The 21,327-nt window shown below is 64.8% G+C and carries 20 protein-coding genes; 10 read left to right on the top strand and 10 right to left on the bottom strand.

All coding sequences use genetic code 11. From position 1 onward, the window contains the following. Positions 1-194: 194 nt before the first annotated feature. Together ACQY5B_RS24470 and mutL are read right to left on the bottom strand one after the other, a co-directional pair. The gene (locus ACQY5B_RS24470) at positions 195-1,688 is read right to left on the bottom strand and encodes a DNA recombination protein RmuC (protein WP_420326936.1); all 1,494 of its coding nucleotides are present in this window, start codon (positions 1,686-1,688) and stop codon (positions 195-197) included. 55 nt (positions 1,689-1,743) lie between these two features. Next, positions 1,744-3,630: a DNA mismatch repair endonuclease MutL gene (gene mutL / locus ACQY5B_RS24465; RefSeq protein ID WP_420326937.1), complete on the bottom strand. Its 1,887-nt coding sequence runs from the start codon at positions 3,628-3,630 to the stop codon at positions 1,744-1,746. 501 nt (positions 3,631-4,131) lie between these two features. Here mutL and ACQY5B_RS24460 point away from each other — a divergent pair. Both ACQY5B_RS24460 and ACQY5B_RS24455 read left to right on the top strand, forming a co-directional pair. Continuing rightward, positions 4,132-4,509 (top strand): rhodanese-like domain-containing protein, encoded by a 378-nt coding sequence (locus tag ACQY5B_RS24460; protein ID WP_420326938.1) that lies wholly within the window; start codon positions 4,132-4,134, stop codon positions 4,507-4,509. A gap of 78 nt (positions 4,510-4,587) precedes the next feature. After that, on the top strand, positions 4,588-5,313 hold the full coding sequence (locus tag ACQY5B_RS24455; protein WP_305970215.1) for a SpoIIAA family protein: 726 nt from the start codon (positions 4,588-4,590) through the stop codon (positions 5,311-5,313). Positions 5,314-5,349: 36 nt separating this feature from the next. Here the strand turns inward: ACQY5B_RS24455 and ACQY5B_RS24450 are convergent, their stop codons facing one another. Together ACQY5B_RS24450 and ACQY5B_RS24445 are read right to left on the bottom strand one after the other, a co-directional pair. Beyond that, positions 5,350-6,750 carry an aspartate aminotransferase family protein gene (locus ACQY5B_RS24450; protein WP_305970214.1) on the bottom strand — a complete coding sequence of 467 codons (1,401 nt, stop codon included), beginning with the start codon at positions 6,748-6,750 and terminating at the stop codon, positions 5,350-5,352. A 336-nt stretch (positions 6,751-7,086) separates the two neighbouring features. Then, complete coding sequence (locus ACQY5B_RS24445) at positions 7,087-7,749, bottom strand: GntR family transcriptional regulator (RefSeq protein WP_420326939.1); 663 nt, start codon at positions 7,747-7,749, stop codon at positions 7,087-7,089. A gap of 150 nt (positions 7,750-7,899) precedes the next feature. Between ACQY5B_RS24445 and ACQY5B_RS24440 the strand changes: the two genes are divergently transcribed. Genes ACQY5B_RS24440 through ACQY5B_RS24420 form a run of 5 tightly spaced genes read left to right on the top strand, consistent with a single transcriptional unit; the run spans position 7,900 to position 13,464 of the window. Continuing rightward, on the top strand, positions 7,900-8,985 hold the full coding sequence (locus ACQY5B_RS24440; protein ID WP_305970212.1) for a polyamine ABC transporter substrate-binding protein: 1,086 nt from the start codon (positions 7,900-7,902) through the stop codon (positions 8,983-8,985). Positions 8,986-9,042: 57 nt separating this feature from the next. Further along, positions 9,043-10,446, top strand: coding sequence for an ABC transporter ATP-binding protein (locus tag ACQY5B_RS24435; RefSeq protein ID WP_420326940.1), 1,404 nt, complete (start codon positions 9,043-9,045; stop codon positions 10,444-10,446). After that, on the top strand, positions 10,446-11,336 hold the full coding sequence (locus tag ACQY5B_RS24430; protein ID WP_420328571.1) for an ABC transporter permease subunit: 891 nt from the start codon (positions 10,446-10,448) through the stop codon (positions 11,334-11,336). The genes ACQY5B_RS24435 and ACQY5B_RS24430 overlap by 1 nt, the downstream gene beginning before the upstream one ends. Next, entirely contained in the window at positions 11,333-12,151 is an 819-nt protein-coding gene (locus ACQY5B_RS24425) for an ABC transporter permease (RefSeq protein ID WP_305970210.1), read from the top strand. The genes ACQY5B_RS24430 and ACQY5B_RS24425 overlap by 4 nt, the downstream gene beginning before the upstream one ends. Continuing rightward, positions 12,148-13,464, top strand: coding sequence for an NAD(P)/FAD-dependent oxidoreductase (locus ACQY5B_RS24420; RefSeq protein ID WP_420326941.1), 1,317 nt, complete (start codon positions 12,148-12,150; stop codon positions 13,462-13,464). Before ACQY5B_RS24425 ends, ACQY5B_RS24420 begins: the two co-directional genes overlap by 4 nt. Positions 13,465-13,575: 111 nt before the next feature. On the opposite strand, the gene ACQY5B_RS24415 is transcribed toward ACQY5B_RS24420, so the two are convergent. The 6 genes from ACQY5B_RS24415 to mbfA all read right to left on the bottom strand — a co-directional run bounded on the left by ACQY5B_RS24415 (position 13,576) and on the right by mbfA (position 19,413). Then, the gene (locus tag ACQY5B_RS24415) at positions 13,576-14,490 is read right to left on the bottom strand and encodes a DMT family transporter (protein WP_420326942.1); all 915 of its coding nucleotides are present in this window, start codon (positions 14,488-14,490) and stop codon (positions 13,576-13,578) included. Between the two features lie 79 nt (positions 14,491-14,569). Further along, positions 14,570-14,947, bottom strand: a complete 378-nt coding sequence (locus ACQY5B_RS24410) for a hypothetical protein (RefSeq protein ID WP_420326943.1) — start codon at positions 14,945-14,947, stop codon at positions 14,570-14,572. A gap of 19 nt (positions 14,948-14,966) precedes the next feature. After that, positions 14,967-15,692 carry a DUF6478 family protein gene (locus tag ACQY5B_RS24405; RefSeq protein WP_420328573.1) on the bottom strand — a complete coding sequence of 242 codons (726 nt, stop codon included), beginning with the start codon at positions 15,690-15,692 and terminating at the stop codon, positions 14,967-14,969. 132 nt (positions 15,693-15,824) lie between these two features. Next, positions 15,825-16,499, bottom strand: a complete 675-nt coding sequence (locus ACQY5B_RS24400; protein WP_305970205.1) for a dihydroxy-acid dehydratase — start codon at positions 16,497-16,499, stop codon at positions 15,825-15,827. Between the two features lie 25 nt (positions 16,500-16,524). Continuing rightward, positions 16,525-18,258 (bottom strand): dihydroxy-acid dehydratase, encoded by a 1,734-nt coding sequence (ilvD, locus tag ACQY5B_RS24395; protein ID WP_420326944.1) that lies wholly within the window; start codon positions 18,256-18,258, stop codon positions 16,525-16,527. Positions 18,259-18,438: 180 nt separating this feature from the next. Beyond that, the gene (gene mbfA, locus ACQY5B_RS24390; protein WP_420326945.1) at positions 18,439-19,413 is read right to left on the bottom strand and encodes an iron exporter MbfA; all 975 of its coding nucleotides are present in this window, start codon (positions 19,411-19,413) and stop codon (positions 18,439-18,441) included. A 174-nt stretch (positions 19,414-19,587) separates the two neighbouring features. Between mbfA and ACQY5B_RS24385 the strand changes: the two genes are divergently transcribed. The 3 genes from ACQY5B_RS24385 (at position 19,588) to fghA (ending at position 21,298) form a co-directional block, all read left to right on the top strand. Further along, the gene (locus tag ACQY5B_RS24385; protein WP_420326946.1) at positions 19,588-19,752 is read left to right on the top strand and encodes a hypothetical protein; all 165 of its coding nucleotides are present in this window, start codon (positions 19,588-19,590) and stop codon (positions 19,750-19,752) included. Positions 19,753-19,820: 68 nt separating this feature from the next. Next, positions 19,821-20,435: a TetR/AcrR family transcriptional regulator gene (locus tag ACQY5B_RS24380; RefSeq protein WP_420326947.1), complete on the top strand. Its 615-nt coding sequence runs from the start codon at positions 19,821-19,823 to the stop codon at positions 20,433-20,435. 32 nt (positions 20,436-20,467) lie between these two features. Further along, complete coding sequence (fghA, locus tag ACQY5B_RS24375) at positions 20,468-21,298, top strand: S-formylglutathione hydrolase (RefSeq protein WP_420326948.1); 831 nt, start codon at positions 20,468-20,470, stop codon at positions 21,296-21,298. Positions 21,299-21,327: the final 29 nt, after the last annotated feature.

Here is a 21,327-nt window from a genome sequence, read left to right as displayed (position 1 = left end):
CCCGTGATTCTTCTTGAGTATAACGCGTTGAACCGCATTCGGTTCAACCGCTCTGACAACATTCAACGGATGAGATGCAAGAGCTACGGCAGCGAGACAATTGCCACCGCGCCCTCGAGGGAAGAAAACAAGCCGCAATTCAAGCCAAATCAGCTACCATTAGCTGATCGCCAATCCATAGCTTTCGTCTCCGATTACCCTTTCATGTGTGAGCCGTTTTCGACTGACACCTGCGACTCAGGCGCAGAAATCGGACGCGGTTCGACTTCAACTCGCCCCACATCAGGAAGGCTTTCAGCGGCAGAAACCACACTCAACGCTTCGAACTTGCGTGCGGAAGGAAGCACGCGTCCCTCTAAAGAGCCGACCGACTTGTTGTAAGATTCGACTGAGGAGCGCAAACTGCGACCGACCTTGTCCAGATGGTTTGCGAACGTTCCTAGCCGGTCATAGATCTCACGCGCGACACGTTGCACCTCAGCGGCATTTTCCGCCATTTTCTCTTGTTGCCAACCGTAGGCGATCGCCTTGATCAGTGCCATCAACGTCGTCGGCGTGGCTATCAGAACCCGTCTCTCAAACCCAAATTCCAGCAGGTTGGGATCAGCCTCGCAGGCAGCAGATACAAATGTCTCTCCAGGAATGAACATGACAACGAAATCTGGCGTGCTATCCAGCTGATCCTGGTATGCTTTGGACGACAATTGCTTGATATGTTCGCGGACCTGCTTGGAATGGCGCGTAATGTGCAAGTCGCGCTGTTCTGGTGTCTCTGCCTCGAGCGCGTCGAGATAGGCGTCCAAAGGCGTCTTGGCGTCAACGATTATGCTCTTGCCGCCGGGAATGCGTACCTGCGCATCGGGGCGGCGCAACCCTTGGTCCGTTTCCATGCTAGTCTCTGTCTGGAAATCCACCTCTTCGGTCATACCCGCCATCTCAAAGACTTGCCGAAGCTGCATTTCTCCCCAACGCCCACGGGTCTTAGGTGCCCTTAGTGCCTGCACCAATTTGCGGGTTTCACTGTTCAGCGTCTGCTGGCCATGGGTCAATTGCTCTACCTGCGTGCGGATTGCGCCATAGGCCTCGGTACGAGCCTTCTCGATGTCACCCATGCGCTCATCGAATTTCAGAAGCCGATCCTGCAAAGGTTTGACCAAATTCCCAATCGCTTCTTGTCGCGTTGCAAGCTCCTTTTCGGCATGTTCTTGATGCTTCTGGAAGCGCTCCGAGACAAGTCGCAGAAAACTACCCGAATTCTGCTCCAATGCCGTGTTAGCAAGGTTGGAGAATTTCTCTTCCAGCTCTTTTCGCACGCTACGTAGTTCCGTCAGTTTCTCCTCGTGTGCGGCCTTCATGCTATCGATCCGGGTCGTCAGTTCTGCGCATTGCTTCGCTAGGTCCTGCCGCTGCCGCTGTTCTTGGTTGAGATCCTCTTCGACCTTAGCCAGCCGCTCCGAACGCACCCGCTCGCCGGCCAATTCGTGGCTGAGGTGCTCTGCACGCGCCCGTTCCGAGGTCAACTCTCCCTTTGTCGCATCCAGTTGATCTTGCAAGATCAGACCGCGCTGCACCAATCGGGATTTCGTGATGAACTGCACCAAAACGATCAACGTCACCACAGCAATAGCTGTCATGAGCCAAGGCAACGCTGAGACCGCGATCTGAGGGTCGTTGAAAAAGTCTGACATGCGAAACCTTCCGGTATTTTATCCCGCTAGCATAATTCAATTGCAGCGCTGACAGTCAACTCCGCCCGAACAGCCGCTCGATATCCGACAGTTTCAACTCGACGTAGGTGGGCCGCCCGTGGTTACACTGGCCGGAATGCGGCGTCGCCTCCATCTCGCGCAACAGCGCGTTCATCTCCTCGGCCCGCATCACCCGGCCCGACCGGACAGAGCCATGACAGGCCATGCGCGACAGGATCGCCTCGATCCGTTCCTGCAGCAACCCGCTGTCGCCGGTGTCCGAAAGCTCGTCAAGGATATCGCGCACCAGCGCCTCGGCGTTGACCTCGCCAAGGATCGCGGGCGTTTCGCGCACGGCAATCGCCCCGGCGCCAAAGGGTTCGATCCGCAGGCCCATGCGTTCCAGATCATCCGCCCGCGCCAGCAGCCGCGCGGCATCGTCCGGCGACAGGTCCACCACCTCGGGGATCAGCAGACCCTGCGCGGGCACACCCTTTTCCGCCATCTGGTGTTTCAGCTTTTCATAGACCAGCCGCTCATGCGCCGCGTGCTGGTCGACGATCACCACGCCGTCCTCGGTCTGGGCGATGATGTAATTCTCATGCACCTGCCCCCGCGCGGCCCCCAGCGGCAGCGAAACCCGTTCAGAGGTCCGGTCCGGAGCGGCGCCATCAGGCGCAACGCCGTCCCGGATCTGGTCCGGGGCCTCTTGTTCGGTCGGCGCGGGCTCTACCACGCGGCCCGAATACCCGCCGTTGAAATCCGCGAACCCCGGTGCCTGCGCGGCATAGCTCGACTGCCGCGCCCCCAAGGAGGGCCGGTCCATCTGGTAGACGCGCGGCTGGCTGGGCTGCTCGGGGCGCATCGCGCCCAGCGTCGCCCCCGCCACCGTGGTCGAGGCCCGGTGCCCCGCCTCTGCCAGCGCGTGTCGCAGGCCCGAGACGATCAGCCCGCGCACCACGCCCGGTTCGCGGAACCGCACCTCGGATTTCGCGGGATGCACGTTCACGTCCACCCGGTGCGGATCACAATCCACGAACAGCGCCACCGCCGGGTGCCGATCTCGCGACAGGAAGTCCTGGTAGGCGCCGCGCAGCGCGCCGATCAGCATCTTGTCCCGCACCGGGCGCCCGTTGACGAACAGGAACTGCGCCACGGCGGATCCACGCGAATAGGTGGGCAGCGCCGCATAGCCGGTGAGCCGCACCTCTTCGCGTTCGGCGTCGATGGGCAGGGCATTCTCGATGAACTCCTGCCCCATGATCCGCCCCAGCCGCCCGCGCAGCGCGTCGAACAGGTCGCCGGTCTCGGGATCGACGCGGAACGTCACCCGCTCCTGCCCACCGCTCACGTCGCGCAGGGTGAAGCCCACCGAGGGTTCCGCCATCGCCAGCCGTTTCACCGTGTCCGAAATCGCCATGACCTCGGCCCGGTCCGAGCGCAGGAACTTCAGCCGCGCGGGCGTGGCAAAAAAGAGATCGCGCAGGGACACGACCGTCCCGGCATTCAACGCACAGGGTTTCACGGCCCCTGCCACGCCCCCGGCCACAGTGATCTCGGCGCCCTCGGCGCCTTGCGCGCGGCTCTGCACCGTCAGGCGCCCCACCGCCGCCAGCGATGGCAGCGCCTCGCCCCGAAAGCCGAAGGAATGGATGTTGAGCAGGTCGCTGCCGTCGATCTTGGAGGTCGCATGGCGCGACAGCGCCAGCGGCAGGTCCTCGGGGGTCATGCCGCAGCCGTCGTCGCTCACCCGGATCAGCGTCTTGCCGCCGTCCGCGATGTCGACACGCACCCGCCGGGCACCCGCGTCGATGGCGTTCTCGACCAGTTCCTTGACCGCGGATGCAGGCCGTTCGACCACCTCGCCGGCGGCGATGCGGTTGATGGCGGCCTCGTCCAGCTGTCGGATGAGCGGGCGGATATTGCGGTCCTGTGTATTCACCCCACAAGACTTAGCAGGATCCGAGCGATTCTGAAAAGGGGCGTCAGAGACTTCCTCACCCGCCTTCGCGACCCCGGGTTACGACGAAGGTCGGTAATAACAGAAACCCGTTAGCGCTTTTCATTGAAATAAAGTTGCCCTAACAATTCCGACACCCCAACCAAAGGAGGCAGTCGTGCCAGTTCCCCTGATCACTTTCGAAACCATCTGCGCCCTGTACGGCGAGACATTCGCCAGGACCTTCTTCCGCCCCGTCTCGGCGATCAAGAAGGCCGGCTGACAGCTGGTGCCCCGGCGGCGGGCCGGGGCCAGACCGATCCAGGCCACCCCTTGCGCGGCCGGATCACCCGGACGGCGGCACAATTGCCCGCCCTCCCGCAGACCAGTCCCCACAGTCTCCCCGGTTGCAACGCGCTGATATTCGACTATCTGAATGTCGAGGCAGGGCGCAGCACGCCTGACCGCCCGCGCGCCAAACAGCAGCCGCCGAGGAGACAGGAAATGAAAACCGAAACCGTGGGGGACGCCACCTTCGAGACGTGGACCGTCGAAGAGGTCGCCAAGGGGATTGCCGACAGGTCGATCGTGGTGATCGACGTGCGCACCCCGCAGGAATACATGTTCGAACACATCGAAGGCGCGCTGCTGATGCCGATGGCCTTCTTCAAGCCCGACGCCCTGCCCGGCCAGTCGGACAAGCGGATCGTCTTTCACTGCGGCTCCGGCGTGCGGTCGGAACGCGTCTCGCGCGCGGCCCTCGACGCCGGGATAAAGACCATTGCCCACATGGACGGCGGGTTTGCCGCCTGGAAGGCCGCGAAACAACCCTACGTCGGCACCAACATGGCCACCGGCGCCCCGCAGCGCGTCACCGCCTGATCCCCCCGCCGTGACCTGCGTCAGGACGCCGGCCACGCAGCGCCCCCGACTGCTGCCACACAAGCTACGGAGGATGCCATGATCAAGGTAAAGACCACCGGCCACCCCGGTCTCTACGAGGTGCATGTCTCCGGCGTCGTCAGCGACAAGGACTATGAACAGATCCTTGTCCCCGCGCTGGAGACCGCCATCGAGGACCACGAGAGGATTCGCGTCCTCGTAATCTTTGGCCCGGATTTCGAGGATTTCACCCTTGGCGCCCTGTTCGACGACGCGCGCATGGGATTGCGCCACTGGCGCGGCTTCGACCGGCTGGCGGTGGTGACGGACAGGCCCTGGATTCGCCGCGCCGTCACCGGCCTGTCGGTGCTGATGCCCTGCCCGGTCCGCGTCTTTCCGCCCGACGAATCCGAGGAGGCCCGGCGCTGGATGTCCGAATCCCTGGGCGCCATTCACCAGACCGATCTCGGCGATGGCGTCTTGCACGTCCAGTTGCGCGGCCAGCTCGACAGTTCGATCTATGACGCGGAATCCGACGATCTGGATGCCTTCATCCGCGCCAACGACCGCTTTCGCCTGCTGATCGACACGCGCGACTTTGACGGCTGGCAGGGGCTGGGCGCGCTGTTTGAACACCTCAAGGTGGTGCGCGACCATTACCGCCTGATCGACCGCGCGGCGATTGTCGGGAACGCCGCCTGGCAAAGACTGGGCGAACGGGCGCTGCGCACGCTCAGCGGCGCAGACACCCGGTTCTTCACCGCCGACGAATTCGAGACGGCCAAGGTCTGGATCAAGCGCTGAGCGAAAGCAGCCCGTACCGCTCGGGCAGGCCGGGGCTCACCCCGCCTGCGCGATGTCCATGTGCCCTTCGGCCTTCAGCTGTTCCAGCGCCTCGTCTAGGCTCTTGCGCGCCCGCTCCACCAGCGTGTCGATCTCATCCTTCGAAATCACCAGCGGCGGAGAGATCACCATGCGGTCATAGACATGCCGCATGATCAGGTTGTTGGCGAAACAGCGCTCGCGGCAGATCAGCCCGGCGGTCCCCGGCTCGGCAAAGGGTGCGCGCGTGGCCTTGTCCGGGGTCAGGGCAAGGCTGCCCATCATGCCGACGATCTTGACTTCGCCCACCAGCGGGTGATCCCCAAGGCTTTCAAAGCGTTCCTTCAGATAAGGGCCGGTCTCGTCCCGCACGCGGTCGACGATCCCCTCTTCTTCGAGGATGCGCAGGTTTTCCAGCGCCACGGCACAGGCGACCGGGTGGCCGGAATAGGTGTAGCCGTGGTTGAACTCGGTGTTCTCGATCACCTTGGCAACCTCGTCGGTGACGATCGAGGCCCCGATCGGCTGATAGCCCGAGGACAGGCCCTTGGCGACGGTCATGATGTCCGGCTGGATGTCGTAGGTCTGGCTGCCGAACCAGTTGCCGGTGCGGCCAAAGCCGCAGATCACCTCGTCCACGATCAGCAGGATGCCGTATTTCCGGGCGATGCGCTGGATCTCGGGCCAGTAGGTCTCGGGCGGGACGATGACGCCGCCGGCCCCCTGGATCGGCTCGGCGATGAAGGCGGCGACCTTCTCGGGGCCGATTTCAAGGATCGCGGTTTCCAGCGCCTGCGCGCGCTCAAGGCCGAATGCCTCGGGCGTGGCATAGCCGCCTTCGCTCCACCAGTTGGGCTGGTCGATATGGTGGATATCGGCGATCGGCATTCCGCCCTGCGCGTGCATGCCCTTCATGCCGCCGAGGCTGCCCGATCCCACCGACGACCCGTGGTAGGCATTCCAGCGAGAGATCACCACCTGGCGTTCAGGCTGGCCCTTCTCCTGCCAGTAGGTCCGCACCAGCCGCAGGTTCGTGTCGTTCGCTTCCGACCCCGAAGAGGCAAAAAAGACGTGGTTCAGGTCGCCCGGCGCCAGTTCGGCCAGCTTCGCCGCCAGGTTCAGCGCCGGCACATGCGAGGTCTGGAAGAAGGTGTTGTAAAAGGGCAGTTCCAGCATCTGGCGCTGCGCCGCATCGGCCAGTTCGCTGCGGCCATAGCCGATGTTCACGCACCACAGGCCCGCCATCCCGTCCAGGATGCGGTTGCCGTCGCTGTCGGTCAGCCAGCAGCCCTCGGCCCGGGTCACGATCCGCGCGCCCTTTTCGGCCAGCCCGGCACCGTGGGTGAAGGGATGCAGGTGATGCGCGGCGTCCAGCGCCTGCAGGTCTGCGGTGGGCGAATTGGGGGTAAGCAGGGTCATGCGCGGCCTCCGGAATTGGGTTGGGGCGCAGAATATGATCAAATTTCCGGAAGTCAATCGAATCACGCCGCGCAAGCCCCGTCTTGCGCGGCCAGCGACAAGGGTGCCTTTGCGCGGCAAAGGTCACCAACCACGCCCCTCCATGCCGCGCGCGACCCCCCGGCCAGGCAAGGTTAACGATCCCCTACCGGTTTGTACAAAATGCTGAAAACGGCGTACGTTTTGTACAAAACGTACAGACTGACCAGTTCAGTTTCCGCGCCCGCACAACGCCTTGCCAGACCACGGGCGGGCCGGTCCGCGCCCCGCGCAGCCGCCTCCGAACGGCGGGCCCGCTCAAAGGCTCTGCAGGATCATTTCCATCCCCTGCGCCACGTCCTGCTCGATCGCCCGAGCCGCCGCGGCGCCGTCCCGCGCCTCCAGCGCACGCACCAGGTCCTTGTGGCAATCCGGCAGGTGGCGCGTGCCCATCTGGCCGCAGACCACCCGCAGCGAGGGCCCGAACCGCAGCCAGAGCGACTCTGTCAGCGCCTTCATCACCGGCGCCTCGGCGGTATCGTTCAACACGGAATGAAAGGCATGATTCTCGCGCAGGTAGCCTTCGATGTCGCCCCGCAGGATCGCCCGGTCCAGCCGCGCATCGATCTCCACCAGCCGCGCCACGTCCTCCGGCGCCGCCCGCTCCGCCGCCCGCACCGCCAGCCGCGGCTCCAGCGCCAGACGCGCCTCGGTCAGTTCCTCTACCGCCGCCGCCCCCAACACCGGCACCTCGATCCGCCGGTTCCCCAGCGCCTGCAACGCCCCCTCGGCCGTCAACCGCCGGATCGCCTCGCGCACCGGCGTCATCCCCGCCCCAAGCCGCTCCACAAGCCCCTGGATCGTCACCGGCTCTCCCGGCGCCAACACTCCGAACAGCACCGCGTCCCGCAGACTGCGGTACACCTGTTCATGCGCCGGCATCCCCGCCTGCGTTCGCGCCTCTGCCGCATTTTCCGCCATCGCCGTCCCCCCGGGGCATACCGTTTCCGCCATCCCTTGCGCAGGACAGCAGGCCGTGGAAACATCGCCGAAGTTGCACCACAGCGCAACTTATGATCAAAATTTGGGGACGGGGCGCGTAAGACCCCCGCCACCAACCGGGAGAATAACATGACCAAGACACTTGTGACGATGATGGCGTCCCTTGCGCTGGCGGCCGGCATGGCTTCCGCCGAGGAGGTGCGCGTCTACAACTGGTCTGACTACATCGACGAGAGCCTGCTGGAGAAATTCGAGCAGGAAACCGGCTATGAGCTGGTCTACGACGTCTTCGACAGCAACGAGGTTCTGGAAACAAAGATGCTCGCCGGCGGCTCGGGCTACGACGTGGTGGTGCCCACCGGCACCTTCCTGCAGCGCCAGATCATGGCCGGCGCTTTCCAGAAACTGGACAAGTCCAAGCTGCCCAACATCGACAACATGTGGGACGTGATCTCGGACCGGACGGCCAAGTACGACCCCGGAAATGAATACGCCATCAACTACATGTGGGGCACCACCGGTCTTGGCGTGAACGAACCCAAGGTCAAGGAAATCCTGGGCGAGGACGCGCCCGTCACCTCCTGGGACCTGATCTTCAAGCCCGAGAACGCGGAAAAGCTGGCGGAATGCGGCATCCACATGCTGGATGCCCCGGCAGAGATGATCCCGGCTGCGCTGAACTACCTCGGCGAGGATCCCGACAGCCATGACCCGGACGTGATCGCCCGCGCCGAAGAGGTGCTGATGCCGATCCGCCCCTACATCCAGAAGTTCCACAGCTCGGAATACATCAACGCGCTGGCCAACGGTGACATCTGCGTGGCCGTGGGCTGGTCGGGTGACGTGCTGCAGGCGCGCGACCGCGCAGCCGAAGCCGACAATGGCGTCACGGTCAGCTATTACGCCCCGGACGAAGGCGCGCAGATGTGGTTCGACCAGATGGCCATCCCGGTCGACGCGCCGAACCCCGAGGGCGCCCATGCCTTCCTGAACTTCATCATGGATGCGCAGAACATGGCGGCGGCGTCGAACTACGTCTACTACGCCAACGGCAACAAGGCCGCGCAGGAATACCTGGCCGAGGACGTGATCGGCGACCCGGCGATCTACCCGGATGCCGCGGCGCTGGACAACACCTTTACCACCACGCCCTATCCGCCGCGCGTGCAACGTACCGTGACGCGCCTGTGGACCAAGATCAAATCGGGCACCTGAGCCCAAATCCGGACCGCGTCCCAAGGGCGCGGTCCGCCTTCTGCGTGGTGACTAATCATGGCCGACTCCGTCTTTGCCCCCTGGAATGATCCAGAGGCGAAACCTCTCATCCAGTTCAAGGGCGTGACCAAGCGTTTCGGCGATTTCACCGCCATCGACGACCTCACCCAGAACATCTACGAACGCGAATTCTTTGCCCTGCTCGGGCCGTCGGGCTGCGGCAAGACAACCCTGATGCGCATGCTGGCCGGGTTCGAGGAACCAACCGAGGGCCAGATCCTGCTGAACGGCGTCGATATCGGCCATGTTCCCCCGAACAAGCGCGCCGTGAACATGATGTTCCAGAGCTACGCCCTGTTCCCGCATCTGTCGGTCTACGACAACATCGCGTTCGGCCTGCGCCGCGAGAAAAAGCCCAAGGACGAAATCCACGCACGGGTAAAGGAAATGCTGCGCCTGACGCGGCTCGACCGCTTTGCCCAACGCAAGCCGCACCAGATTTCCGGCGGCCAGCGTCAACGCGTGGCGCTCGCCCGCAGCCTCGCCAAGGCCCCAAAGCTCCTGCTGCTGGACGAACCGCTGGGCGCGCTCGACAAGAAACTGCGCGAGGAAACGCAGTTCGAGCTGATGGATATCCAGGAAAAGACCGGCACCACCTTCATCATCGTCACCCATGACCAGGAAGAGGCGATGACCGTGGCCAGCCGGGTCGCGGTGATGGACGAAGGCCGCATCGTACAGGTGGCGACACCCGACGTGATCTACGAGGCGCCGAATTCGGTCTATGTCGCGGATTTCATCGGTGACGTGAACCTGATCCGCGGCACGGCGCGGGCACGACCCGCGGACAGCCCGCCCGAAGCAGCCGTCGAGCCCACACCGGAAACGAAACCGGACACCCCCAAGGCGACGGCCAGCGCCTCTACCCCTACCGCCGAACGCACGGGACCGCAGCCCAACACGCTTGGCCGTGCCCTGCATGACAAGCTGCTCAGCCCGATCTTTGGCAAGTGGATCGAGGATGAACCTCGCCGCCTGCCGCCGCCCAGTGCCGCCGAGGCGCCCAGGGCCGCAGCCCCACAGACACCGGCCGCCCCACCCCGGCCGCGGGACATTCCACCCGGTGGGCTGGAAATCGACTGGTCCACAGGCCAGGCGGCGATCATCGCCGCAAACGGCGATCCCGTGCTGGACGGCGAAAAGGTCGTCCTTGCGCTGCGTCCGGAAAAGCTGGGCATCGCCAAGACCCGTCCCGACGCGCCCAACACGCTGAAAGGCAAGGTCATCGACATCGCCTACCTCGGCAATATCTCGACCTACCATGTCGAGATCGAGGGCGGCGTGATGGTCAAGGCGCAGGCCGCCAACACTCGCCGCATTGCGCGACGCGACATCACCTGGGAAGACGAGGTCTGGCTGAGCTTCACCGCCACCGCCGGCGTTGTCCTGAAGGACGAATGATGCGCCGCGCCGTCCTGATCGCCGTTCCCTACCTCTGGCTGCTGGCCCTTTTTCTGGTACCCTTCATCATCGTCCTGAAGATCTCTCTTTCGGACATCGCGCTGGCCCGGCCGCCCTACGCACCGCAGTTGGACCTGAACGAAGGCTGGGCGGGAATACGGGCCTTCTTTGCCGGGCTGGATCTGGAAAACTTCACCTTCCTGACCACCGACGATCTCTACTGGAAGGCCTATCTCAGCTCTGTCCGCATCGCCGCCGTCGCCACGCTCTGCACCCTTCTGGTGGGCTATCCGATCGCCTACGGCATGGCCCGCGCGCCGCAGGAATGGCGCCCGACGCTGCTGATGCTGGTGATCCTGCCGTTCTGGACCAGTTTCCTGATCCGGGTCTATTCCTGGATCGGCATCCTCTCGACCGAGGGCGTACTCAACCAGTTCCTGATGGGGATCGGCCTGATCGGCGAACCGCTGACGATCCTCAACACAAACACCGCCGTCTACATCGGTATCGTCTACACTTACCTGCCCTTCATGATCCTGCCGATCTACTCGGCACTGGAGAAGATGGACGAAAGCCTGCTGGAGGCGGCAGAGGACCTGGGCTCGTCCCGGCTCGCCGCCTTCTGGCTGGTGACGATCCCGCTGTCGCGCAACGGTATCGTGGCAGGCTGTTTCCTGGTCTTCATCCCCTCGATCGGCGAATTCGTCATTCCCTCGCTTCTGGGCGGGTCGGATACCCTGATGATCGGCAAGGTCCTGTGGGAAGAGTTCTTCTCCAACCGCGACTGGCCGGTGGCAAGCGCCGTGGCGGTGGTCCTGCTGCTGATACTGATCATCCCGATCGTGCTGTTCCAGCGGTCCGAGGAAAAGGCGCGGGAGGCGGGACGATGAGACGTTTCAGCTGGTTCAACGCCACTTCCCTGACCCTCGGCTTTGCCTTTCTCTACCTGCCGATGATCCTGCTTGTGGTCTATTCCTTCAACGAAAGCCGGCTGGTGACGGTCTGGGCGGGCTTCTCGACCAAGTGGTACGGCGAACTGCTGCAGAACGAGGAATTCCTCGATGCCGCCTGGGTCACGCTCAAGGTTGCCTTCTTTTCCTCGACCATCGCCACGGTGCTGGGCACGATGGCGGCCTACGTGATGATCCGCGCAGGCCGCTTCCCGGGCCGGACGCTGTTTTCAGGCATGATCTACGCGCCGCTTGTCATGCCGGAGGTCATCACCGGTCTGTCCCTCTTGCTGCTGTTCATCGGCATCGGGCTGGATCGGGGCGTGCTGACCGTGGTGCTGGCACATACGACATTTTCCATGTGCTACGTCTCGGTCGTGGTCTCGTCGCGGCTCAGCACCTTTGACCAGGCGCTGGAAGAGGCGGCGCTGGATCTTGGCGCCTCGCCCTTCGAAAGCTTTACCCTGATCACACTGCCGATCATCGCGCCTGCCGTGATTTCCGGCTGGCTGCTGGCCTTCACCCTGTCGCTGGACGACCTTGTGATCGCCAGCTTTACCACAGGGCCGGGCGCAACGACCCTGCCGATCAAGGTCTTCTCCGCCGTCCGTCTGGGGGTTTCGCCGGAAATCAACGCGCTTTCCACCCTGCTCATCGGCATCGTGACCGTGGGGGTCATCACTGCCTCGCTGGTGTCGAAACGTGCCGCGGTCCAGCGCCGGCGCGAGGAGCAGGCCGCGCAACGTACCGCGTGAGCCGTCTGTATGAACCGGCGGCCTACGGGCCACAGGGGGCCTGTTTCTGGGCCGGTACGGTCACGGCCGGTGACTGGCCGCGGCTGGACGGCGACCTGACCGTCGATGTCGCGGTGATCGGCGGCGGATTTACCGGTCTGAACGCCGCCCTGCATCTGGCCACGCGCGGCACGTCACTCGCCGTGCTGGAGGCCGAACATCCCGGCTGGGGCGCCTCGGGACGCAATGGCGGGTTCTGTTGCCTTGGCGGCAGCAAGGCCCCCGCCGCGCTGCTGAACCGGCGGTTCGGACAAGGCGCCGCTCAGGGCTGGGCCGAGGCCGAGAAGGCCGCCGTGGCCCATGTCGAAGGACTGATCGACCGTCACCGCTGGCAGGTCGACCGGCATTCACAGGGCGAAACCCTGCTGGCGCACAAGCCCCGCGCCTACAAGGCGCTTTGCTCAGAGGCCGATGAAACCGCCGCACTCTATGGGGTAACGCCTGAACTGCATCCGCCGGACGATCTCGCCGCGCGGGGCCTTGGCGGACCGTGGCATGGCGGCATGACCCTGCCCATCGGCTTTGCCCTGAACCCGCGCAAGTACCATGCGGCGCTGGCCGGGGCGGCAGTAGCGAAGGGCGCGCGCCTCTTCGCCTACGGTCCCGTCACCGGGATGGAACGGGACGGCAACAGCTGGCGCCTGACAACCGCTCGCGGCACGGTCACGGCCGGCAAGGTGATCCTCGCCACCAATGGTTACAGCCACGAGACCCTGCCACCCTGGCTGCGCGCACGGACCCTGCCGCTGCAATCCAACGTGATCGTCACCCGCCCCCTGAGCGCGGCGGAACAGGAGGCGGCGGGCTGGTGGTCGGACCAGATGGCCTATGACACGCGGCTTCTGCTGCACTACTTCCGCAAGTTGCCGGACGGACGGTTCCTCTTCGGGATGCGTGGTGGCCTGCGCGCGACGCCAGGCGCCGAGGCGCGGCTGTCACGCCGCATCCGTTCGGATTTCGCGCGGATCTTCCCGGCCTGGAAGAACGTGGAGATCACGCATGAATGGTCCGGCCTCGTCTGCCTGATGCGCAACCTCGTGCCCTTTGTCGGGCCGGTGCCGGACCACCCCGGCCTGTTCGCCGCGCTGGGTTTTCACGGCAACGGTGTCGCGATGGGTTCCTATGCCGGACGGCTGGCGGCGGATCATGTGTTGGGCAATCGCCCCGAAGCCCCGGACTGGCTCGCCACCCCGCCGCCGCGCTTTCCGCTTGGTCGGAGACGCCGGTTGCTCATGGCTCCGGCCTACCTGATGGCAGAGGCGTTCGACCTGTAGGCACTTGTCGAGGCCACGCCCGGGCTGCGCCTCCCCCCGGGCCGGGGCTCCGCCCGTTCGGCGCTCACACTCTCCACTGGAGAGTTTGTCCGGCTATGCCCGGACCGCGCCTCACCCCTGCGGGGTCATATTGGGGCGGGCCTTGCCGCGCTGGATGCCCAACTGGCGCTCGCGCCAGATAATGATGCCGCCCGCCGCGATCACGATGGCCGAGCCGACAAGCACCATCGCTGTCGGCACCTCGTCGAAAAAGGCATAGCCAAACAGGATCGCGAAAAGGATCGATGCATAGTCAAAGGGCGCCACGACCGCCGCCCCGGCAAAGCGATAGGCCGAGGTGATGAAGATCTGCGCCACGCCGCCGATCAGCCCCGCCCCCACCAGCATCGCCAGCACATGCACGTCCGGCATCACCCAGCCGAAGGGCAGCGTCAGCAGGGAGAACCCCGTCGCCGTCAGCGAAAAATAGAAGACGATGGCAGAGGTCTCCTCGACCGCGACCATGCGCCGAATCTGGATCTGCGCCAGCGCCCGCATCACCGCCGAGGCCAGCACCAGCGCCACCCCCAGCATGGCCGCATTGTCGACCGCATCCAGCGTCAGCCGGGGCCAGAGCACGATGCACACCCCGACCAGCCCCAGGACCACCGCCGACAGGCGGAACAGGCGCAGCCGCTCTCCCAGCAGCAACGCGGCCAGCAGCACCGTCAGCATCGGCGCGGCAAAGCCCAGCGCCGTCACTTCTGGCAGGGGCAGCAATCCCAAGGCCGCAAAGCCGCAACCCATCGCCGTCACGCCGATCAGCCCGCGCCAAACGTGCAGCACCGGGTTCTTCGCCTTCAGCCCGGTCTTGAGATCGCCCCGCATGGCCAGCCAGGCCACGATCACCGGCATGGCGAAGAATGATCGAAAGAACACCGCCTCGCCGGTTGGCACATGGGCAGAACTCGCCTTGATGAGCGAGGCCATAATGGTGAACAGAACAACAGAAGTCAGTTTCAGCGCGATGCCACGCAGCGGGGACATGGGGGCTCCTTCGGGGATGGCGCAACACTGGACCTGCGCGCGGCGAAGGTCAATCACCCCCTTGGCCCCCTATGTCAGGTCAATCGGCATCGCGGCAATGTTTGCGAAAGGCCCGTTTCAAGAGATCCAGTTCGGCGCGCAGCAATGAAACTTCGGCGCGGATGTCCTCTGCCAGCGCCTCACCCGCGATCAGGGTAAAACTGTCCAGCACGGTCTCGTCGCGCGCGTCGCGGATCAGGACGGTGCTGACCCCGTCGCCCAGGGCCTCGACCGGGACGGGCACCTCGACGACCCAGCGGCCCGGTTCGGTGGCGTCGGTCAGGGTGACGCCGTGGACCGGGCGATCCCCGAAGCTGGCCACGATCTCGGGCACCTGTGCAGAGCCCTGTTGCCGCACCAACAACCCCTCCCACAAGCCATCGCGAAACCCTGTCTTGGTCAGTGTGAACACGCTCATGGCTTGGCCCTTCCGGCAGTCACAACACCGCCCTGCGACGACGGCTGAAGGTCAGGTCGCGCAGCGTGACCTGGTTCATTCGCGGCCCTTCAAAAATCAGGTCCAACCAGAGCTTCTCGACCCGTTTCTCGTTCAGGCGCGAATAGGCCAGGTCAAACTCCACCTGCACGGACTCGGCGTTCAGCGGCAGTTCGCGGACAACCTGTTCGGTGTTCGGACCGTGCTTGACGTTCAGGCGGGCGAAAATCTCCAGAGGACGCTCCATTTCGACGATGGTTTCGACCCGGACCAGATGCTGTTTCGTCAGCCCCTGCGCCGCCGCCTCCGGCAATTCCACCGCCAGCGACAGGTAGGATCCCGAAAAGCCAAAGACATCCAGTTGCAGCCCATAGGCGGCAAGGTCTGCGACGCGCCGGTTGCGAACCTGGCGCATCGTGATCTCGGACCGTGGGCAATCGTGGAACAGACGCGCCTCATGTCCCAGTGGGGTCTTGCTCTGGACCTCGGCGATGCCCTGCACCGGCAGCGGTCCGCTCCATATCTCGGGGCGCCAGGCCCAGTCAGCATCCCTGGGGCGCGGAAAGGACTGGTTGCCGACCTGCGGCAGCGCAAGCCGCGCATCCGCGACATGCAGAACCTCGTCCAGACGCGCCCGCAGCCGGCGGGCCCGCGTCCGTTGTCGGCGCAATTCGGCCAGATCCATCCCGGCCGCGGCACGCGCCAGCCGTGTCCAGCGCCGAAGCATGGCGCCATGGCCTGCCCGGCCCAACCAGTCCTGCACTGTCGCCCCCGTGTTCTAGTCCGACCCCGACCTGTCGCGCCAAAGCGCAATGGTCACGGGGACCCGTCCCCGTATCGGAAACTACTCTGGCAAATCCTAACGATTGAATAAACGCCCCAGCAAACCGTTTGCCGGTTTTGGCTGCGCGCCTCCGGCGTCCTGGGGACTGAGACGCGATATACTGTCTTTGACCCTGCCAAGCATGGCCTCACCCCTGCCTCCTGCAAGCGCGCTTCCGCGCGGCGCATAGAGCGCAAGCCCGACCAGTCGCCCGCCCTGCAGGAAGGCCGCCCGCCAATAGCGCGGATCGCTGCCCTCGAACATCGTGTCGCCACCGCTGGAAAGATGGGCGGTGACCCGGCCCCTGCGGGTATTCCCGTCCAACAATTCGGACCCCGCCGCCTGAGCCAGGGCCTGCGGCGTGGGCAGGTCGGTCATGTCGCCACGCGGCCCCACCGTCACGGTGATCAGCACCGGGGCCACCGGACGCCCTGCCTGTCCACCGCTGAGGATATGGCACGAGGCGATCACCGCGAACCCGCGTTCCGGCCCGGCGCGCTTGGTGTCCGGATCCAGGCAATAACCATCCGGGCCAGCCACCACCACGTCGCCCCCCGCAAGGCTGGCCTTGGCCAGCGGCGCGCGCCGTTGTCCGCCCGTCCCCGCGAACAAGGCGGCAAGACCCGCGCGCGCCTCGGCGTCCGCGCCGTCGGGGTTCGACCCCGGCAGAGTGTTGCACCCCGCCAGGAACAGCGCGCCGGCGGCGCACATCAGTAGACTGCGCGCCGCCACCGGGTCAGAGGTCCGCGTAGACGTGTTTCTCGGCGGCACCGCCGGGATGCGTCACCGCACCCTTGTAGGTCTCGCCCACCAGTTGCGCGTATTTCCACAGCGAGCCCGAAGCGTAGATCGTCTCCTTGGGGCCTGCCCAGGCCTCCTTGCGCGCGGCCAGTTCCTCGTCCGTCAGATCGACCGATATGGCACCGTTCACCGCGTCGATGGTGATCACGTCGCCGTCCTGCACCAACGCGATCGGGCCGCCATGCGCCGCCTCGGGGCCGACGTGTCCCACGCAGAACCCCCGCGTCGCGCCCGAGAACCGGCCATCGGTGATCAGCGCCACCTTCTTGCCCATGCCCTGGCCCGAAAGCGCCGCCGTGGTGGCCAGCATCTCGCGCATGCCGGGGCCGCCTGCGGGACCCTCGTTGCGGATGACGATGACCTCGCCTTCTTTGTAGGCGCGCATCTTGACCGCCTCAAAGGCGTCCTCTTCGCATTCGAACACCCGCGCCGGGCCGGTAAAGACCTGGTCCTCGGCCGCGATGCCTGCGACCTTCACGATGGCGCCCTGCGGGGCAAGGTTGCCCTTCAGGCCGACGACGCCGCCGGTCTTGGTGATCGGCGTTTCGATCGGATAGATCACCTTGCCGTCGGCCTCGCGCTCGATCAGGTCCAGTTCTTCGCCGATGGCCCGGCCGCTGGCGGTCATGCAGTCCTCGTGGATCATGCCCGCCTTGCGCAGTTCCTTCATCACCACCGGAACACCGCCCGCCTCGTAAAGGTCCTTGGCGACGTAGTTTCCGCCCGGCTTGAGGTCGACGAAATAGGGCGTGTCGCGGAAGATGTCGCAGACATCGTCCAGGTAGAATTCCAGCCCCGCCTCATGCGCGATGGCCGGCAGGTGAAGCCCCGCGTTGGTGGAACCGCCGGTGCAGGCCACGACACGCGCCGCATTCTCCAGCGATTTCCGGGTGACGATGTCGCGCGCACGGATGTTTTGTTCCAGCAGGTGCATCGCGGCGATGCCCGAAGCGGTGCCATAGGCGTCGCGGCTTTCGTAGGGCGCCGGTGCGCCCGAGGAATTCATCAGCGCCAAGCCGATCGCCTCGGAGACGCAGGCCATCGTATTGGCGGTGAACTGGCCGCCGCAGGCCCCGGCCGAGGGGCAGGCCGCCTTTTCGATGGCGCGCAACTCTTCGTCGCTGTTGGCGCCGGCCTGGTGCTTGCCCACCGCCTCGAAGACATCCTGGACGGTGATGTCCTTGCCCTTGTACCGGCCCGGCATAATCGAGCCGCCATAGATGAAGACGGACGGCACGTTCAGGCGCACCATCGCCATCATCATCCCCGGCAGCGACTTGTCGCAACCCGCAAGGCCCACGATGGCGTCATAGCAATGGCCGCGCATGGTCAGCTCCACCGTGTCGGCAATGGCCTCGCGCGATGCCAGAGAGGCACGCATCCCCTCGTGGCCCATCGCGATACCGTCGGTGACGGTGATGGTGGTGAACTCGCGAGGGGTGCCGCTGGCTTCCTTGACGCCCAGCTTGACCGCCTGCGCCTGACGGTTCAGCGCGATGTTGCACGGTGCCGCCTCGTTCCAGCAGGTCGCCACGCCGACCAGCGGCTGGTGAATCTCTTCCTCGGTCAGGCCCATCGCGTACAGGAACGACCGATGCGGAGCGCGCGCCGGGCCTTCGGTAACATGGCGGCTGGGCAGTTTGGTCTTGTCGAATGGACGCTTGAGCATCGGCTTGGCTCCTCCCGTGGAGTGGGTTTTTCTTGGAATAGCGAAGCCCCGACAGCGGCACAAGCGTCTAGCACCGCCCTGTATACCACCACGGCCCCGGCGGCAGGCGCCCGGTGGGACGGCGGGCGGGGCGAATTTCAGCTTGCTGAAAGAGCGGCGCCCACCGTCCCGAACCGTCCCTCACCCGGACCCGATCAAGGCCCCGGCGGCAAAGACCAGCGCCCCGCCCAGCACCACCTGAAAGGTTGCACGCAGAAAGGGCGTCTCCATGAACTTGTTCTGGATCCAAGCAATCGCCCAGAGCTCGATGAAAACGACAATCAGCGCGATGGTCGTGGCGGTCCAGAAATGCGGGATCAGGTAAGGCAGCGCGTGCCCCAGCCCGCCCACCGTCGTCATCACGCCCGAGGCGATCCCGCGTTTCATCGGCGACCCCCGCCCCGACAGTTCGCCATCGTCCGAGGCGGCCTCGGTAAAGCCCATCGAGATCCCCGCGCCGACAGAGGCGGCAAGCCCCACAAGGAAGGTCGTCCAGGGATCATGGGTGGCAAAGGCGGTCGCAAAGATCGGCGCCAGGGTCGAGACCGACCCATCCATCAGCCCGGCCAGTCCCGGCTGCACCCAGGTCAGGACGAACTGCCGCTTGGCCCGGTCGTCCTCCTCGTCGCGGGCCTCCTCGCCCAGGTGCTCGGCCTCCAGTTCGTGCGCCCGGTCCTCGTGCTTGGCTTCCATCGCCGCGAGATCGCCCAGCAGCTTGCGGGTGTCCGCGTCCTGCGCGTTCTGTGCCGCCATGTGGTAGAACCGCTCTGCCTGCCGTTCCATGCTGGCAGCCTCGTCACGGATCCGTTCCAGCGACAGGTTTTCCGTCAACCAGACGGGACGGCGCGCATAATACCCTGCCACATGTTCGCGGCGGATCAGCGGGATCACCTCTCCGAAGCGTGCGCTGTGCAGGTCGATCAGGGCGCGACGATGGCCATCCTCTTCCTTGGCCATGCCGTCAAAGACGGCCGCCGTGTCCGGGTAATCGGCCCGAAGGCGTTCGGCAAAGCTGCGATAGATGCGGGCGTCGTCCTCTTCCGAGGAGATGGCCAGCGCCAGAACCTCCTGTTCCGAAAGATCACGGAACCGCCGGCGATTTCCCATGTAGAGCATGTGGAGCCTCTTTTTAGAATTGTTCTAAACAGTAGCCGGCATTCCTCCAAGCGCAAGCCTCTAGTCCCTCGCTTGGCCAATCTGCCGCATTCGAGCAGCCCCTTGAAAATGAAACTGAACCGCATAGTTCACCTTACTGAACCGTTCAGTTTGATTTCAGCGATGGAGCCAGTCATGAAACGCATCCTCCTTCCCCTCATCGCCGCCGCGACCCTTGTCTCCGGTCCCGCGCTGGCCCACCTCGGCCCGGCCTTTCTGCCCGACCTCATCTTCCCCGCGCCTCAGCCACAGCCCGACGTCGCCTCGCAGGGCTGCGCGGAACAGCAGGACTGCAAGTGATCCCTCGCCTTCCTTGCCCAAACTGAACTGATCAGTCTATAATCGACACTGCGAAAGAGAGGGGCGCAATGAATACACAACCGGTGGTCCGGAAAGGGCGCAAGTTCGACCAAGTGGTCGATGGCGCGCGCGATATCTTTTTGCGCGACGGCTTCGAAGGCGCGAGTGTCGACGACATCGCACGCGAGGCGGGCGTCTCGAAGGCGACGCTCTACAGCTATTTCCCCGACAAACGCCTGCTCTTCATCGAAGTGGCCAGCGCCCAATGCCGCAACCAGGCCGACCAGGCCCTGTTGACCATGGACCTCACCCGCCCCCCGCGTGAGGTTCTCGCGCGCGCCGGGCGCAAGTTCCTGGGCTTTCTCTATTCCGACATGGGGCAGCGGATCTTCCGGATCTGCGTCGCCGAATCCGACCGTTTCCCCGAGCTTGGCCGCCAGTTCTACCAGAGCGGGCCGATGATCATGCGCCAGGTGATGACGGACTATCTCACCGCCGCCTGCGAGCGCGGCGAGCTGAAGATCGACGACATGACGCTGGCCTCGGACCAGTTCGCGGAGCTTTGCAAGGCGGACCTCTGGCCCAAGATCATATTTGGCATTCAGTCCAGTTTCAGCGATGACGACATCGCACGAGTCGTGGATGGTGCCGTCGAAACCTTCATGGCACGCTACGGAACATGACAAGCCCCCCGGCGGGCGCGCTGGGAGACACGATGAAGACCGTATCCGAAAACAAATGCTTTGGCGGAACCCAAGGCGTTTACACGCATGCCTCCGACGCCTGCAAATGCGACATGACCTTTGGCCTGTTCCTGCCCGAAGAGGCGGCACATGTGCCGGTGCCCGTGCTCTGGTATCTCTCCGGGCTGACCTGCACGCATGAAAACGCGATGGTCAAGGCGGGCGCACAGGGCTGGGCCGCAGAACACGGCCTGGCGCTGATCTTTCCCGATACCTCGCCCCGGGGCGACGACGTGGCCGACGACGAGGCCTATGACCTGGGCAAGGGCGCCGGCTTTTACGTCAACGCGACAGAGACGCCCTGGGCGCCGCATTTCAACATGTGGGACTACGTGGCAGAGGAACTGCCGGCCCTGGTCGGCGCCAACTTCGCGCTCGACATGAGCCGGCAGGCGATCACCGGGCACTCGATGGGCGGACACGGGGCACTGACCCTTGCGATGGGCCTGCCGGGCCGTTTCGCCAGTGTCTCGGCCTTTGCGCCGATCACCAACCCCTCTGCCAGCGACTGGGGCCGCAAGCAGCTGGGCGCCTATCTCGGCGCGGACGAAACCACCTGGGCTGCGCATGATTCCACCCTGCTGATGCGGGACAAGGGCTTTGACGGGCCGGTGCTGATCGACCAGGGCGGCGACGACCAGTTCCTTGACCTGCTGAAACCCGAATGCCTGGCAGAGGCGATGGCCGCCCGCCGCCAGGACGGCGTCTTCCGGATGCAGAAAGGCTATGACCACAGCTATTTCTTCGTCTCGACATTCATGGAAGACCACGTCGCCTTCCACTCGGAGGCGCTCCATGCGTGACCCGGTCCCGGCCCTGCGCCGGGATCTCC

It is taken from the genome of Antarctobacter sp. (assembly GCF_965277915.1).
In the GTDB taxonomy this organism is placed as follows: domain Bacteria; phylum Pseudomonadota; class Alphaproteobacteria; order Rhodobacterales; family Rhodobacteraceae; genus Antarctobacter.
This window is presented reverse-complemented; position numbering and strand designations above follow the sequence as displayed.